Raw genomic sequence first — 14,586 nt, 5'->3', positions numbered from 1 at the left:
TCGTCGGTTCGGTGAGCCACGACCCGCGTGGGAGAATGACCCGACCCCGCCGCCGTACAGCTGAAAGCAGTCCGTGAGCCTCACAAACGCGCCGAAGCCTGGCTCGACCGACCCGTCGATCATCCGCAACTTCTGCATCATCGCGCACATTGACCACGGCAAGTCGACCCTGGCTGACCGCATGCTCCAGCTCACCGGCGTGGTCGACGAGCGCTCGCAGCGCGCGCAGTACCTCGACCGGATGGACATCGAGCGCGAGCGCGGCATCACGATCAAGAGTCAGGCCGTGCGGATGCCGTGGACGATCCCGGCCGACAACGCCGAGGGCGCCGAGCCCGGCACCTACGTGCTCAACATGATCGACACGCCCGGCCACGTCGACTTCACCTACGAGGTCTCGCGCAGCCTCGAGGCGTGCGAGGCGGCGGTCCTGCTGGTCGACGCCGCGCAGGGCATCGAGGCGCAGACGCTGGCGAACCTCTACCTCGCGATGGGCGCGGACCTCCACATCATCCCGGTGCTCAACAAGATCGACCTGCCGAGCGCCAACGTGGAGAAGTACGCCGCCGAGCTCGCCGGCCTCGTCGGCTGCGAGCCCGAGGAGGTGCTGCTCACCAGCGCCAAGACCGGCGTCGGCGTCGAGGCCCTCCTCAACGAGATCGTCAAGCAGACCCCCGCGCCCGTCGGCGACGCCGACAAGCCGGCTCGGGCGCTCATCTTCGACTCGGTGTACGACACCTACCGCGGCGTGGTGACCTACGTCCGCGTCGTCGACGGCAAGCTCAGCCACCGCGACCGGATCAAGATGATGTCGACCAACGCCGTGCACGAGATGCTCGAGGTCGGCGTCATCAGCCCGGAGCCCGTGAAGGCCGGGGAGATCGGGGTGGGCGAGGTCGGCTACCTCATCACCGGGGTGAAGGACGTCCGCCAGTCACGCGTCGGTGACACCGTCACCTCGCAGCACCACGGCGCCACCGAGCCGCTCGGCGGCTACAAGCACCCCAACCCGATGGTCTACGCGGGGCTCTACCCGATCGACGGCGACGACTACCCGACGCTGCGCGACGCCCTGGAGAAGCTCCAGCTCAACGACGCGGCGCTGACCTACGAGCCGGAGACCTCCGGCGCGCTGGGCTTCGGCTTCCGCTGCGGCTTCCTCGGCCTGCTCCACATGGAGATCACCCGCGACCGCCTCGAGCGCGAGTTCAACCTCGACCTCATCTCGACGGCCCCCAACGTGGTCTACGGCGTCGTGATGGACGACGGCACCGAGCACGTGGTGACCAACCCGAGCGAGTACCCCGACGGCAAGGTCGCCGAGGTGCGCGAGCCCGTCGTGAAGGCGACCATCCTGGCGCCGGCCGACTACATCGGCACGATCATGGAGCTCTGCCAGCTCAAGCGCGGCAACCTGCAGGGGATGGACTACCTCTCCGAGGACCGCGTCGAGATGCGCTACACGCTGCCGATGGGCGAGATCGTCTTCGACTTCTTCGACCAGCTCAAGTCGCGCACCAAGGGCTACGCCTCGCTCGACTACGAGCGCTCGGGCGAGCAGGCGGCCGACCTCGTCAAGGTCGACATCCTGCTGCAGGGCGAGCCCGTCGACGCGTTCAGCGCGATCGTCCACCGCGACGCGGCCTACTCCTACGGCGTGATGATGGCCGGCAAGCTCAAGGACCTCATCCCGCGCCAGCAGTTCGAGGTGCCGATCCAGGCCGCCATCGGCGCGCGCGTGATCGCCCGCGAGACCATCCGCGCGATCCGCAAGGACGTCCTCGCCAAGTGCTACGGCGGTGACATCAGCCGCAAGCGCAAGCTGCTCGAGAAGCAGAAGGCCGGCAAGAAGCGGATGAAGAACATCGGCTCGGTCGAGGTCCCGCCGGAGGCGTTCGTCGCCGCGCTCGCGACCACGCAGCCCGCGGAGAAGTCCGGCAAGAAGTGATCGTCCGCGCCGCCGACGTACGTCCCGAGCCCTGGGCCAACGGAGGCGGTACGACGCGGGAGCTGGCGCGCGCCGACGACGGGGCCTGGCGGATCAGCCTCGCGACGGTCGACCGCGAGGGACCCTTCTCGGCGTTCACCGGCCGCCAGCGGTTGCTCACCGTCGTCGACGGGCCGGTGCTCGTCCTCGACGTCGACGGCGACCAGCACGTGGTCGAGCCGCAGCGGCCGTTCGGGTTCTCCGGTGAGGCCGTGGTCGTCGCGTCGGTGCCCGAGGGGCCGGTGCAGGCGCTCAACGTGGTCGTCGACCCGGGCGTCGTGCACCCGTTCGTGACCGTCCTCGAGCTCGGCCGCGGCTCGGCCCTGCCGCTCGCGGCGGACCAGGCGGCGTACGTCGTCGGCGGCGACGACAGGGGGTCGCTCGTGCTCGGCCCCGGCGAGGTCGCCGGCCGCGGCACGGTCGCCGTCGTCACCCTCGAGCGCACCTGACCCTCCCGACCCATCCGTCCACGCGACGGTGGCGAAGGACCGGCATGCGTCTCGATGACCGGATCCGGGTGGAGCTGATGCGCGCGACCGCCCGCTTCACGGTGTCGTACGGCGACGAGCTGAGGTTCGCCGGCCGGGACCTCCCCAGGCCCGAGCGGGTCCGCGTGCCGACGCGGCACGGCAGGGTGACGGTCCACCTCTACCGCCCGGCACCGGGTGCGCTCCCGGTCCACGTGCACCTCCACGGCGGCGCGTTCCTCATGCGCTACCCGGCGATGGACGACTGGTGGTGCCGCTACGTCGCGGCGACCGCGGGGGTGGTCGTGGCCAACGTCGACTTCGAGGTCGCCCCACGAGCGGCCTACCCGGTGGCCCAGCACCAGGCGCACGACGTCGCGGCGGCACTGGCCGCCGACGGGACGCCCGTGTCGGTCGGTGGCTTCAGCTCGGGTGGTGGGCTCGCCGCGTCCGTGGCGCTCCAGGCGCGCGACTCCGGGTCGTTCACGCCGACGCTGCAGGTGCTCGGCATCCCGGCGCTCGACCTCTCGGCCGAGCCGCAGGACGGGGACACCGGCATGATCTCGCCCGCCCTGCGTCGGCTGGTCCGCCGCGTCTACCTCCCCGACCCGGCGACGCGGCTCGAGCCGTACGCCTCCCCGCTGCTGGCGGGGGACCTCACCGGGCTGCCGCCGGCGGTGGTGCTGACGGCGGAGCGCGACGTGCTGCGTGCGGAGGGCGATGCGTACGCCCACCGGCTGCGCGCGGCCGGCGTGCGCGTGGTGCACGACGTGACGCCCGGTGTCGACCACTACTTCCTCACCGAGGACCCCGTCCGCGCCCGCCTCACCATGGCGATGGTCGCGAGCGAGATCCGCGACGCGACGTGACCTACACCAGCTCGCGCGTGATGGTCACCGACGAGACCGTGATGCCCAGCACGGCCTCGAGCGCGGCGACCGGCTCGTCGAGCTCGTCGCGGCGCGGTCGGCGGGTCCGGGCGAACCAGGTCACCTCGAGCGGCCGCCTGCGAGCGCTGCCGTTGGCTCGCCAGTAGCCGGTGATCCGGCCGTCGACGAGGAGCGGCGGCATCACGAGCCCGTTCGCGCCGCTCCACAGACGGGTCAGGTGCGCCGGATCGGCGAACCGCTCGCGCGCTGGAGGGTCGTAGCCGCACATCAGCGCGTCGAACTCTGGCAGCAGCCGTGCTCCGGGGAGGTCCCGGGGCGGTGGCGAACCGGGGAGGTCGAGGTAGGTCCTCCCGTCGGGGCCGTCCTCCCCGATGACGTCGAGACCGTCCAGTGCCTCGTCGACCACCCGCAGGGGCACGCCTGCCCACCAGGCGATGTCGTGCCGGGAGGACGGGCCGTGGCTGGCGAGGTGGAGCCTCACGACGTCGGTCGTCGTCGCCGCCGCGGTGCGGTCGAAGGTCCGGTAGACCGGCTTGCCCTGGCCCTCCCACCTGTCGCCGCTGGCCGGGCGCCGGACCAGGCCGCCGTGCCCGAACGCGAGGTAGCGGCCGGGACCCTCCTCCGCGGCGTCGCGGGTGGCGGGGGAGTGCTCGGCCAGCCAGTCGACGAGGTGCAGCCGTAGCTCCTCCGGCGTGCGCCACTCGCGCGCGTAGGCCTCGACCGAGGAGAAGAGGTCCACGAGCTGCTCGTCGGTGACCCCCAGGACGCGCGCCCACCGCGGGTGCTGCCCGATCCGGGTCGCCTCGGCCAGCACCGAGTAGTGCCCGGGGCTCGCGGTGTGCACGGTGCCGCGGATCGTGCTGCCGCGCACGATCACCCCGTCGTCGTACGCCTCGGTGACCTGCGCGTGCGTCGTGCCCGGGAAGCGGGCAGCCAGGCCGAGGAACGCCGATCGCGCGGTCTGCGTCTGCATCGGTCCGATCGCCGCGACCGCGTCCGGGACGTCGAGCGTGGCCGCGGGGAACTGCCGGGCCAGAGCGTGCCCGGCCAGGTCGTCCCACGAGAGCCCCACGCGCTGCACGCTAGCGGCACCGCGGTGGTCCGGACACCCCTGCCGGAGGTCGGCTGATCGCGGTTGACTGGCGCCATGTCGTCCTCCGTCACCCTGCGCGCCAGCCGCGCCGTCCCCGTGCCTGCCGCAGAGGCGTACGCCGCCGTGCTGCCGATGCCGCTGCCCCTCATCTTCAGCCGCCGCTACCTCGCGCTCCCGCCGATCAGGGCGGTCCGTGACCAGCACGGGGAGTGGGGGACCGTCGGCCAGACGCGCACCATCGTGCTGGCAGACGGCGGCACGATGGCCGAGACGCTGACCAGCGTGGTCCCGGGCGAGAGCTTCGGCTACGACATCGCCCCGACCTCGGGTGCGTTGAAGCCGCTCGTGACCGGTGCGCAGGGGCTGTGGTCGTTCACGCCCGCCGGCAACGGTGTCGAGGTGGCCTGGCAGTGGGTGCTCGAGCCGACACGAGCGGGCACGCTGGTCATGCCGGCACTCGGCCGGATGTGGCAGGGCTACGCCCGTCAGGCGCTCGAGGAGGTCGAGCGGGCGCTGCTCGCCCGGTGAGCGGTGGGGCGGGTCCCCGTCAGCCGCGCATGGGGCCGCCGGGGCGGCCGTAGGACTCCGCGACGATCTCGGCGACCACCGAGAGGGCGATCTCGCCCGGCGCCTTGCCGCCGAGGTCGTGCCCGGCCGGCACGTGGAGCTTGCTGACGTCGACCCCCTCGGCCACGAGCCCCTCCACCAGGCCGGCCGCGCGCGCCCGGCTCGCCATCATCGCGACGTAGCCCGCCTCGGAGGCGAGGGCCGCGCGCAGGACCGCAGGTGCGTCCGGCGCGTCGTGGTCGCACAGCACCACCGCATCGCCCGGCTGGATGTGCAGCCCCGGACCGCCGTCGTCGGCCGACTCGACCAGGACCGTCCGTCCCACCGTCGACGCGACCGCAGCGATGCACCGCGCGATCGGGTTGTCGCTGAGGACCACGACCCGCCCCCGCTGCACCGGCTCGTCGACCCACGCCTGCTGCCGCTCGCTCACGACCGTCAGCCTAGGGTCAGTGCGTGCCCGTCACCATCCCTGCCGGACTGCTGGCGCAGGCGTCCCTCGGTGAGGACTGGGCGGCATGGCTCGACCGGCTGCCGCGGCTGACTGCCGACCTCCTCGAGGAGTGGCGGCTCCGCCCTGTGGCGGGCGAGCTCCACGGGTTCTGCTCGCTCGTCGCACCGGTCGTCGACGCGGACGGTGTGCCCGGCGCCCTCAAGGTCACCTTCGACGGCGACGACGAGTCGTCGCACGAGGCACTCGCGCTCCAGCACTGGGGCGGCCGCGGCGCCGTACGGCTGCGGCGGGCCGACCCGCGCCGCCGGGCGATGCTCCTGGACTGGCTGCCGGGTCCCGATCTCGCGGACGCGTGGGACGTCGAGGCGTGCGAGGTCGTCGGCGGCCTCTACGGTCGACTGCACGTCCCGGCCCTCCCGCAGCTCGCCACCGTCGAGTCCTTCGTGGTCCGCTGGCTGCGTGAGCTCGACGAGCTGTGTCACGAGATGGGCCGCGACATCCCGGTCCCGCGGCGCTACGTCGACCAGGCACTGGGCCTCGGTCCAGACCTCCTCGCCGACGACGTACGGAGTGTCGTCGTGCACGGCGACCTGCACTACGCCAACGTGATGGCCGACGACGCGGGGGAGTGGCTGGCCATCGACCCCAAACCGATGGCGGGCGACCCGCACTACGAGCCCGCTCCGATGCTGTGGAACCGGATGGACGAGCTCACCGGCCCCGGTGCCGTCGGTTCGCTGCGGGACGGGCTGCGACGGCGCTTCCACGCGCTCGTCGACACCGCCGGTCTCGACGAGGACCGCGCACGGGACTGGGTCGTCGTACGCATGGTGCTCAACGCCGGCTGGTCGGTGCAGGACGCCCGGCGTGCGAACCGACCGCTCGACACCGAGGAGCGGGACTGGATCACGCGCTGCATCGCCATCGTGAAGGCCGTGCAGGACTGAGGACCGCGCTCCAGATCGGCGCTCCGATGGGCGGAAAGTCGTGTTCTCGACCACTGCTGCTGAGAATTCGCCGAGTTTGCTACCGCTCGGTAAAGCGCGTGATCTAGGTTACAGCCCAAGTCAGCACGCCCCCGCTGGTGGCGCCCTCGCGCCACGCTCCGACGAATGAGTAGGTAACAGATGCCGACCACCATCGACACGGCCTTCCTCGACACGATGCCGGCCAACGTGGCCGTCCAGTTCTTCGACCGGGTCGCCAAGACCCCGGACGCCGAAGCCTTCCGTTTCCCGCGTGGGGAGGCCTGGGAGTCGGTCACCTGGAAGCAGGTGGGCGACAAGGTGGAGGCCCTCGCCGCCGGCCTCATCGCGCTCGGCATCGAGCCCGAGCAGCGAGTCGGCATCGCCTCCGGGACCCGCTACGAGTGGATCCTCGCCGACCTGGCCGTGATGTGCGCCGCCGGTGCCACCACGACCGTCTACCCCAGCACCAACGACGACGACGTCGCCTACATCCTCGGCGACTCCGAGAGCCGCATCGTCTTCGCCGAGGACGACGCCCAGGTCGCGAAGCTGACGGCCCACCGCGCCGAGCTGCCGCACCTGACGAAGGTCGTCACCTTCGACGGCAAGGCCGACGGCGACTGGGTGATCTCGCTCGACGACCTCGCCGCGCTGGGCACCGAGAAGCTCGCCGCCGAGCCCGACGTCGTCCGCAAGGCGTCCGAGGCCGTGACCCCCGACCAGCTCGCGACGCTGATCTACACCTCCGGAACCACCGGCCGGCCCAAGGGAGTCCGGCTGCGCCACCGGTCCTGGGTCTTCGAGGGCGAGGCGATCAAGGCCCAGAAGATCCTCGACGAGTCCGACCTGCAGTTCCTGTGGCTGCCGATGTCGCACTCGTTCGGCAAGGTGCTCCTCTCGACCCAGCTCGCCTGCGGCTTCGCGTCCGCGGTCGACGGCCGCGTCGAGAAGATCGTCGACAACTGCGCGGCGGTGAAGCCGACGTTCATGGGCGCCGCACCGCGCATCTTCGAGAAGGCCTACGGCCGGATCCAGACGATGCAGGCGGCCGAGGGCGGCGCCAAGGAGAAGATCTTCCACAAGGCGTTTGCGGTCGGCCTCGAGGTCGAGCGGCTCAAGCGCGAGGGCAAGCCGGTCCCGCTGCCGCTCAAGCTGCAGCACGGCCTGTTCGACAAGCTCGTCTTCAGCAAGGTGCGCGAGCGCTTCGGCGGGCGTGTGCGGTTCTTCATCTCGGGCTCCGCTGCCCTCAACCGGGAGATCGCCGAGTGGTTCAACGCCGCGGGCATCGTCATCCTCGAGGGCTACGGCATGACCGAGAACTCCGCCGGAGCGACGGTCAACCACCCCGACCGCAACCGCATCGGCACCGTCGGGCCGGCCCTGCCCGGTGCCGAGGTCAAGATCGGGGAGGGCGACGAGGTCATGCTGCGCGGCCCCCACGTGATGGAGGGCTACCACAACCTCCCCGAGGAGACCGCCAGGACGTTGACCCCCGACGGCTGGCTGCACACCGGCGACAAGGGCTCGCTCGACGCCGACGGCTACCTGACCATCACCGGCCGCATCAAGGAGCTGTTCAAGACCTCCGGTGGCAAGTACATCGCCCCGCCGGCGATCGAGTCGAAGTTCAAGGCCATCTGCCCCTACGCCAGCCAGTTCATGGTGTTCGGCAACGAGCGCAACTACGTCGTCGCGCTCGTCACCCTCGACCCCGACGCGATGGCCGGATGGGCCGCCGAGAACGGCATGGAGGGCAAGTCCTACACCGAGGTCGTGCAGTCGGACGCGGTGCACCAGATGGTCAGCGACTACGTCGAGGAGCTCAACGGCAAGCTCAACCGGTGGGAGACCATCAAGAAGTGGAAGCTCCTCGACCACGACCTCACCATCGAGTCAGGCGAGCTCACGCCCTCGATGAAGGTCAAGCGCAACGTCGTCGAGGAGAACAACAAGGCGCTCATCGACGCGATGTACGCCTAGACCTTCGAGCAGTCGCTGTCGGGCGCGGGGGTGCGCGCGTGGTTGGATGACGCCGTGCCCCCCGCCCAGCCCGACGGCGACCTCGCGCCCGAGGACGGCCTGCTCCCCGACGACGCGTGGGCGGAGTTCGGCAGGCGGCCGTTCGGCCTCTACGTCCACGTGCCGTTCTGCAGCGTGCGCTGCGGCTACTGCGACTTCAACACCTACACCGCCCTCGAGCTCGGCGACGAGGTCGGCGCCAGCCGGTCGTCGTACGCCGAGGCGGCGATCCGCGAGATCCGGTTCGCCCGCCACGTGCTCGGCCACCGCGACGTCAAGATCGAGACGATCTTCTTCGGCGGCGGTACGCCGACGCTGCTGAAGCCGGCCGACCTGGGCGCGATCGTGGCGAGTGCGGCGGCCGAGTTCGGCCTGGCCGACGACGTCGAGATCACCACCGAGGCCAACCCGGACAGCGTCGCCGCGTGGGACCTCGAGGAGCTGCGGACCGCGGGCTTCAACCGGATCAGCTTCGGCATGCAGTCCGCGGTCGACCACGTCCTTCGCGTCCTCGACCGCACCCACGACCCGATGCGCGTGCCTGCGGTCGTCGACTGGGCGCGGCAGGCAGGCTTCGACGACGTCAGCCTGGACCTCATCTACGGCACGCCCGGTGAGTCCATCGCCGACTGGGAGACCTCGGTGGACACTGCGCTGGCGTGCCGTCCCGACCACGTCTCGGCGTACTCCCTGATCGTCGAGGACGGCACCGCGATGGGGCGGCAGGTCGCCCGCGGCGAGCTGCCGATGCCCGACGAGGACGACCTCGCCGACAAGTACCTGCTCGCCGACGAGCGGTTCTCGGCTGCCGGGCTCGCGTGGTACGAGGTGTCGAACTGGGCGTCCTCGCCCGACCACTGGTGCCGCCACAACCAGCTCTACTGGACCGGCGGCCACTGGTGGGGCGTCGGCCCCGGCGCGCACTCGCACGTCGGCGGGGTGCGCTGGTGGAACGTCAAGCACCCGGCGGCCTACGCCGAGCGGCTGGCCCGCGGCGTCTCACCCGCGCTCGCCCGCGAGGTGCTCGGCTACCGCGACCAGAAGGTCGAGCGGATCCTGCTGGAGATCCGGCTCGTCGACGGGCTACCGGTCACGGCGCTCGACGCGCCCGGGCGCTCGCAGGTCGCGCGCCTGGTCGCCGACGGGCTGGTCGAGCTCGTCGCCGAGCGGCTGGTCCTCACCCTCCGCGGCCGCCTGCTCGCCGACGCGATCGTCCGCGACCTCGTCGACTGAGCTGTGCCATCGGTGGTTGAGGTGCGAGCGCAGCGAGCCTCGAAATCACATTGATCCGCAGGTCTCGAGGCTCGTCGCTGGCGCTCCTCGCACCTCGACCAGCGACTAGCCCGTCGTGAAGTCGATCAGCTCCTCCACCCGACCGAGCAGCGCCGGCTCGAGGTCGGCGTAGGAGGTGACGCGGCCGAGGATGTGCTTCCACGCGCGGGCGATGTCGGCCTGGTCGCGGTGCGGCCAGCCGAGCTGCTGGCACGTCCCGGTCTTCCAGTCGATGCCGCGCGGCACGGCCGGCCACTTCTGGATCCCGAGCCGTTCGGGCTTCACGGCCTGCCACACGTCGATGAACGGGTGCCCGACGACCAGCACGTGCTTGCCGACGGGGGAGCGCGCGATGCCCTGGGCGATGCGTGCCTCCTTCGAGCCCGGCACGAGGTGGTCGACCAGGACGCCGACGCGGCGCTGCGGGCCGGGCTTGAAGTCGCGCAGGTGGTCAGCCAGGTCGTCGACCCCGCCGAGGTACTCCACGACGACGCCCTCGATCCGCAGGTCGTCGCCCCAGACCTTCTCGACCAGCTCGGCGTCGTGCCTGCCCTCGACGAAGATGCGGCTCGCCCGGGCGACGCGCGCCTTCGCGCCCTGCACGGCGACAGACCCCGACGCCGTACGGGTGGGGGCCGCCGGAGCGCCCGAGCGGACGGGGCGGGTGAGGATGACCGGCTTGCCCTCGAGCAGGAAACCGGGCCCGAGCGGGAACGTACGCCGCTTGCCGCGGCGGTCCTCCAGCGTGAGCGTGTCGATGTCGCGGTCGATGGCGACGACCTCACCGCACCAGTCGGTGGTCACCTCCTCGACGACCATCCCGATCTCGGTGGGCACCTCGACGGCGCGGCCGTTGCGCGGGGCGCGCCAGTCACCCGAGAGGACGTCGGTTCCGTAGCGATCAGCAGGCACCGGTCTACGGTAGGCACGACCAGTCCATCTCGGGGGAGGGCACGCCGTGAGCACACGCGGGACCACGTCACACCATCTGGTGGTGGAGCGCTGATGGCGCGACGACGCACCACCCAGCAGTCGGTCATCGCCCGTTCGTTCGGCGGGCGCAGCGGCTTCGTCTCCGACGAGCTCGACGGCCTCGACCGACCCGGCGAGCAGATGGGCAGGTGGGAGCGCACCGCCGCGTTCTTGAACTGGCAGGACTCGCACAACCACTACGAGGAGTACGCCGACGAGAACCGGACGTGGTTCGGCCGGCTGCTGCCGTCGTACGAGCTCGTCGTGGCGATTGCTGTCGCGCTGGTCTTCGTCGGCGGCTACACGGCGTTCATCGTGTTCCTGGCGCTCACGCGCTAGGGCTCAGCCCTCGGCGATGCCCGACCCCTCGGCACCCTCGCCGCTGTTGGCGCCTCCGCCTGTCTCGTCGGCATCGGAGCCGTCGTCGCTCGACGACTCGACGGGCGGGTTGCCCAGGTCCTCCTGCGTCGCATCCATCTCGAGCTCGTCCTGGCTCTTGGTCTCCTCGGCGTCGGGGTCGAGGGGCTCGGCCAGCGGGTTGTCCTCGCCCGGCTGCAGGTCCTCGGGGAGCTGGTCGTCGGAGATCCCACCCAGCGTCGCCTGGTCGGGGGACGCGGTCTCGCCGGAGTGGTCGGAGTCGGCCTCGCTCGTGCCGCTCGAGGACTTGGGGGTGTCGTTGGAGTCCGGGTTCTCGCTCATCCCTCATGCCTACCCAGATGCGTGCAGCCAGTCCAGCCCCCTCCGGGTGTGCCGCTAGATCAGCGGCAGGCGCTTCTGGCTGCGGGGGAGGTGCTCGTAGCCCAGGCGTACGGCGCTCTCGAGGAGCGCGGGGTCCCATGGCCACTCGCCCTCGGCCAGCGCCTGCGACTGCGGCACGCCGCGGGACGCGAGGTCGCGGATGGTCTCGGCGATCACGCCGAGGTCGACGCGCTGGTCCTGCACGAAGTCCCGGTCGACGACCGTGCCGTGGCCCGGTACGACGACCGTCGCGTCGGTCATCAGCCCCAGCACGAGGTCGAGCGTGAGCGGCCACTCGAGCGGCCACGAGTCGTCGCCGATGAAGGGCGGGTCGGACTCCTCGACGAGGTCGCCACCGACCACCACGTCGGCGTCCGGGACCCGGACGACGAGGTCGCCCGCGGTGTGGCCCCGGCCGGGGTGGATCAGCTCGACCGCGCGGTCGCCGAGGTCGAGCTGGACGGCGGAGGAGAAGGTGTGGGTCGGCAGGTGGAGCGTCGTGGCGAGGATCTCCTCGCGGTGCGGGTGGTCGGCCGCCTGCTCGTAGTGCTCGAAGGTGTGCCGGGCCGACTCCTCGATGTGGTCGCGCGCCCAGTCGGTGGCGTGGATCGGCACCTCGCCGAAGGCCTGGACGATGGTCGCGTTGCCGAAGTGGTGGTCCCAGTGCTCGTGCGTGTTGACGATCCCGGTGAGCGGGCCGGCACCGAGTCGTCGTACGTCGTCCGCGACCGCCCGCGCGGCCTCCGCCGAGCCGTGCGTGTCCACCATCAGCAGCCCGTCCGAGCCGCCGACCAGCGTGATGTTGACGTGCATCCAGTCGTAGTGGGCCACCCAGACCCGGGGCGCGACCTCGGTGAACCGGGAGGTGGAGTCGGGCATGCCCCGGACCCTACGGGCTGCTAGTAGAGTTGGCACTCCCGTCACACGAGTGCCAGATCGGCGAGCAGAGGAGGTCTCCATGGTCGACGACCGCAAGCTCGACGTGCTCCGCGCGATCGTGGAGGACTACGTCGCGACCGAGGAGCCGGTTGGCTCGAAGGCACTCGTGGAGCGGCACGGCCTCGGCGTGTCTCCGGCCACCGTCCGCAACGACATGGCGGCGCTGGAGGAGGAGGGCTACATCCACCAGCCCCACACGAGCGCCGGCCGGGTGCCGACCGACAAGGGCTACCGGCTCTTCGTCGACAAGCTCGCCACCCTCAAGCCGATGAGCACGGCCGAGCGCCGGGCGATCGCGACGCTCCTCGACGGCGCGGTCGACCTCGACGACGTCGTGCAGAGGTCGGTGCGGCTGCTGAGCCAGCTGACCCGCCAGGTCGCCATCGTGCAGTACCCGACGCTCTCGCGCTCGACGGTGCGCCACGTCGAGCTCGTCCCGCTGACCCCGACCCGCCTCATGCTGATCCTGATCCTCAGCACCGGACGGGTCGAGCAGCGTCTCGTCGAGCTCGAGGCACCGATCGCCGACGCGGACCTCGCCGAGGTCCGGGTCGCCGTCAACGGTGCTGCCAGCGGCGTGCAGATCGCGGCCGCCGCGGCCGCCCTGGGCGAGCTGCCGGGGGTCGCACGCCCCGACCAGGCCGATGCGACCCGCGCCATCGTGGCCGTGCTGACCGAGGCCATGTCGGACCACCGCAGCGACGAGCGGGTGGCCGTCAGCGGCACCGCCAACCTCGCGCGCTACGGCGACTTCGACACCGCCGTGCGTCCGCTGCTCGAGGCGCTGGAGGAGCACGTCGTGCTGCTCAAGCTGCTGGGGGAGTCGGGAGCCGACGCCGTCACCGTGCGGATCGGCCACGAGGGCCCCTACTCCGAGCTCGCCGCGACCAGTGTCGTGGCCACCGGCTACGGCCCGATGGATGCCCACCTCGGCTCCCTCGGCGTGGTCGGACCCACCCGCATGGACTACCCCGGATCCATGGCCGCCGTGCGCGCCGTCGCGCGCTACGTGTCCCGGATCCTCGATGAAGGAAACCAGTGACCCAGGACCCCTACGAGATCCTCGGCGTCTCGCGCGACGCGAGCGCCGACGACGTCAAGAAGGCCTACCGCAAGCTGGCCCGCCAGCTCCACCCCGACGTCAACCCCGACCCGGAGACGCAGGAGCGCTTCAAGGACGTCTCGCGCGCCTACGAGGTGCTCAGTGACCCGCAGAAGCGGGCGGCGTACGACCGGGGCGGCGACGCCTTCAGCCAGGGCTTCGGCGGTGCCGGCCAGGGCTTCTCGTTCACCGACATCATGGACGCGTTCTTCGGCGGCGGCGGTGCGGCCGCCGGCGGCGCCTCCCGCGGTCCGCGCTCGCGGGCCCGCCGCGGCCAGGACGCCCTCATCCGCCTCGACGTCACGCTGGCCGACGCTGCCTTCGGTGTCACGCGTGACCTCAAGGTCGACACCGCGCTCACCTGCGAGACCTGCCACGGCGAGGGCACCGCCCCCGGCACCTCGCCGATCACGTGCGAGACCTGCCACGGCCAGGGCGAGGTCGCCGTGGTCCAGCGCTCGTTCCTCGGCGAGATCCGCACCCTGCGCCCCTGCGCGGCCTGCCGCGGCTACGGCTCGATCATCCCGGACCCGTGCCGCGAGTGCTCTGGCGACGGCCGCGTCCGCTCGCGCCGCACGCTGACCGTGAAGATCCCCGCCGGCGTCGACCACGGCACCCGCGTCCAGCTCGCCGGTCAGGGCGAGGTCGGTCCGGGCGGCGGCCCCGCCGGCGACCTCTACGTCGAGATCCACGTCGAGCCCCACAAGACCTTCACCCGCCACGGCAACGACCTGCACACGACGGTGTCGCTGCCGATGACGGCGGCCGCGCTCGGCACCAAGCTGACCCTCCCGCTCCTCGAGGCCGACCTGTCGCCGTCCGAGGAGACGCCGGCCGACGAGAAGCCGGTGACGACCTACGACCTCGACGTCCGCCCCGGCACCCAGTCGGGCAGCGAGCAGGTCATCCGCGGCTTCGGCGTGCCCAGCCTGCGCGGCGGTCGCGGCGACCTCGTCGTGAGCATCAAGGTCGACACCCCGACGCGGCTCGACCCGCGCCAGGAGGAGCTGATGCGCGAGCTCGCCGCCATCCGCGGCGAGGAGTCGCCCGACGGCCGGAACGAGGCACCCACCAAGGGGATGTTCGGCCGGCTCCGCGACGCCTTCCAGGGCTGATCG

15 protein-coding genes are annotated in these 14,586 nt (G+C 71.6%); 10 read left to right on the top strand and 5 right to left on the bottom strand.

What is annotated here, in order from left to right; translation table 11 throughout:
• The first annotated feature begins 73 nt into the window (after nt 1–73).
• The 3 genes from lepA to L2K70_RS18605 are packed head-to-tail and all read left to right on the top strand — an operon-like array spanning nt 74 to nt 3,323.
• Nucleotides 74–1,948, top strand: a complete 1,875-nt coding sequence (gene lepA, locus L2K70_RS18615) for a translation elongation factor 4 (RefSeq protein WP_236404787.1) — start codon at nt 74–76, stop codon at nt 1,946–1,948.
• A complete protein-coding gene (locus tag L2K70_RS18610) occupies nt 1,945–2,436 on the top strand; it encodes a HutD/Ves family protein (protein ID WP_236404786.1) in 492 nt (163 codons plus the stop codon). The genes lepA and L2K70_RS18610 overlap by 4 nt, the downstream gene beginning before the upstream one ends.
• 44 nt (nt 2,437–2,480) lie before the next feature.
• The gene (locus L2K70_RS18605; RefSeq protein WP_236404784.1) at nt 2,481–3,323 is read left to right on the top strand and encodes an alpha/beta hydrolase fold domain-containing protein; all 843 of its coding nucleotides are present in this window, start codon (nt 2,481–2,483) and stop codon (nt 3,321–3,323) included.
• A 1-nt stretch (nt 3,324) separates the two neighbouring features.
• Here the strand turns inward: L2K70_RS18605 and L2K70_RS18600 are convergent, their stop codons facing one another.
• Complete coding sequence (locus tag L2K70_RS18600; RefSeq protein ID WP_236404782.1) at nt 3,325–4,416, bottom strand: DNA glycosylase AlkZ-like family protein; 1,092 nt, start codon at nt 4,414–4,416, stop codon at nt 3,325–3,327.
• A 75-nt stretch (nt 4,417–4,491) separates the two neighbouring features.
• Between L2K70_RS18600 and L2K70_RS18595 the strand changes: the two genes are divergently transcribed.
• Entirely contained in the window at nt 4,492–4,965 is a 474-nt protein-coding gene (locus tag L2K70_RS18595) for an SRPBCC family protein (RefSeq protein WP_236404781.1), read from the top strand.
• 19 nt (nt 4,966–4,984) lie between these two features.
• Here the strand turns inward: L2K70_RS18595 and L2K70_RS18590 are convergent, their stop codons facing one another.
• On the bottom strand, nt 4,985–5,437 hold the full coding sequence (locus tag L2K70_RS18590; protein ID WP_236404779.1) for an XdhC family protein: 453 nt from the start codon (nt 5,435–5,437) through the stop codon (nt 4,985–4,987).
• A gap of 23 nt (nt 5,438–5,460) precedes the next feature.
• Here L2K70_RS18590 and L2K70_RS18585 point away from each other — a divergent pair, with 23 nt between their 5' ends.
• The 3 genes from L2K70_RS18585 (at nt 5,461) to hemW (ending at nt 9,678) form a co-directional block, all read left to right on the top strand.
• A complete protein-coding gene (locus L2K70_RS18585) occupies nt 5,461–6,405 on the top strand; it encodes an aminoglycoside phosphotransferase family protein (RefSeq protein WP_236404777.1) in 945 nt (314 codons plus the stop codon).
• A gap of 180 nt (nt 6,406–6,585) precedes the next feature.
• Nucleotides 6,586–8,406 carry an AMP-dependent synthetase/ligase gene (locus L2K70_RS18580; RefSeq protein WP_236404776.1) on the top strand — a complete coding sequence of 607 codons (1,821 nt, stop codon included), beginning with the start codon at nt 6,586–6,588 and terminating at the stop codon, nt 8,404–8,406.
• 54 nt (nt 8,407–8,460) lie between these two features.
• The gene (gene hemW, locus L2K70_RS18575) at nt 8,461–9,678 is read left to right on the top strand and encodes a radical SAM family heme chaperone HemW (RefSeq protein WP_236404775.1); all 1,218 of its coding nucleotides are present in this window, start codon (nt 8,461–8,463) and stop codon (nt 9,676–9,678) included.
• 105 nt (nt 9,679–9,783) lie between these two features.
• Here the strand turns inward: hemW and L2K70_RS18570 are convergent, their stop codons facing one another.
• Nucleotides 9,784–10,629, bottom strand: a complete 846-nt coding sequence (locus L2K70_RS18570) for a DUF3097 domain-containing protein (protein WP_236404774.1) — start codon at nt 10,627–10,629, stop codon at nt 9,784–9,786.
• Nucleotides 10,630–10,722: 93 nt separating this feature from the next.
• On the opposite strand from L2K70_RS18570, the gene L2K70_RS18565 reads away from it, so the two are divergent.
• A complete protein-coding gene (locus tag L2K70_RS18565; protein WP_236404773.1) occupies nt 10,723–11,028 on the top strand; it encodes a hypothetical protein in 306 nt (101 codons plus the stop codon).
• Between the two features lie 3 nt (nt 11,029–11,031).
• Here L2K70_RS18565 and L2K70_RS18560 read toward each other — a convergent pair whose 3' ends face one another.
• Nucleotides 11,032–11,388, bottom strand: a complete 357-nt coding sequence (locus tag L2K70_RS18560; protein ID WP_236404772.1) for a hypothetical protein — start codon at nt 11,386–11,388, stop codon at nt 11,032–11,034.
• Nucleotides 11,389–11,442: 54 nt separating this feature from the next.
• On the bottom strand, nt 11,443–12,306 hold the full coding sequence (locus L2K70_RS18555) for an MBL fold metallo-hydrolase (protein ID WP_236404771.1): 864 nt from the start codon (nt 12,304–12,306) through the stop codon (nt 11,443–11,445).
• 79 nt (nt 12,307–12,385) lie between these two features.
• On the opposite strand from L2K70_RS18555, the gene hrcA reads away from it, so the two are divergent.
• Together hrcA and dnaJ are read left to right on the top strand one after the other, a co-directional pair.
• A complete protein-coding gene (gene hrcA, locus L2K70_RS18550; protein WP_236404770.1) occupies nt 12,386–13,408 on the top strand; it encodes a heat-inducible transcriptional repressor HrcA in 1,023 nt (340 codons plus the stop codon).
• Nucleotides 13,405–14,583 carry a molecular chaperone DnaJ gene (gene dnaJ / locus L2K70_RS18545; RefSeq protein ID WP_236404769.1) on the top strand — a complete coding sequence of 393 codons (1,179 nt, stop codon included), beginning with the start codon at nt 13,405–13,407 and terminating at the stop codon, nt 14,581–14,583. Before hrcA ends, dnaJ begins: the two co-directional genes overlap by 4 nt.
• Nucleotides 14,584–14,586 lie beyond the last annotated feature (3 nt).

Origin of the sequence: Nocardioides potassii (genome assembly GCF_021648885.1) — a bacterium.
Lineage (GTDB): Bacteria > Actinomycetota > Actinomycetes > Propionibacteriales > Nocardioidaceae > Nocardioides > Nocardioides potassii.
Note: the sequence above shows the minus strand (reverse complement) of the source record. Positions and strands in the feature narration are given on the sequence as shown.

What these genes read in the sequence shown, in the direction of transcription:
- L2K70_RS18605 (WP_236404784.1), top strand. Translation starts at nt 2,481, where the DNA reads ATGCGTCTCGATGACCGGATCCGGGTGGAGCTGATGCGCGCGACCGCC.
- L2K70_RS18595 (WP_236404781.1), top strand. Translation starts at nt 4,492, where the DNA reads ATGTCGTCCTCCGTCACCCTGCGCGCCAGCCGCGCCGTCCCCGTGCCT.
- L2K70_RS18580 (WP_236404776.1), top strand. Translation starts at nt 6,586, where the DNA reads ATGCCGACCACCATCGACACGGCCTTCCTCGACACGATGCCGGCCAAC.
- L2K70_RS18565 (WP_236404773.1), top strand. Translation starts at nt 10,723, where the DNA reads ATGGCGCGACGACGCACCACCCAGCAGTCGGTCATCGCCCGTTCGTTC.
- L2K70_RS18560 (WP_236404772.1), bottom strand. Translation starts at nt 11,388, where the DNA reads ATGAGCGAGAACCCGGACTCCAACGACACCCCCAAGTCCTCGAGCGGC.
- L2K70_RS18555 (WP_236404771.1), bottom strand. Translation starts at nt 12,306, where the DNA reads ATGCCCGACTCCACCTCCCGGTTCACCGAGGTCGCGCCCCGGGTCTGG.
- hrcA (WP_236404770.1), top strand. Translation starts at nt 12,386, where the DNA reads ATGGTCGACGACCGCAAGCTCGACGTGCTCCGCGCGATCGTGGAGGAC.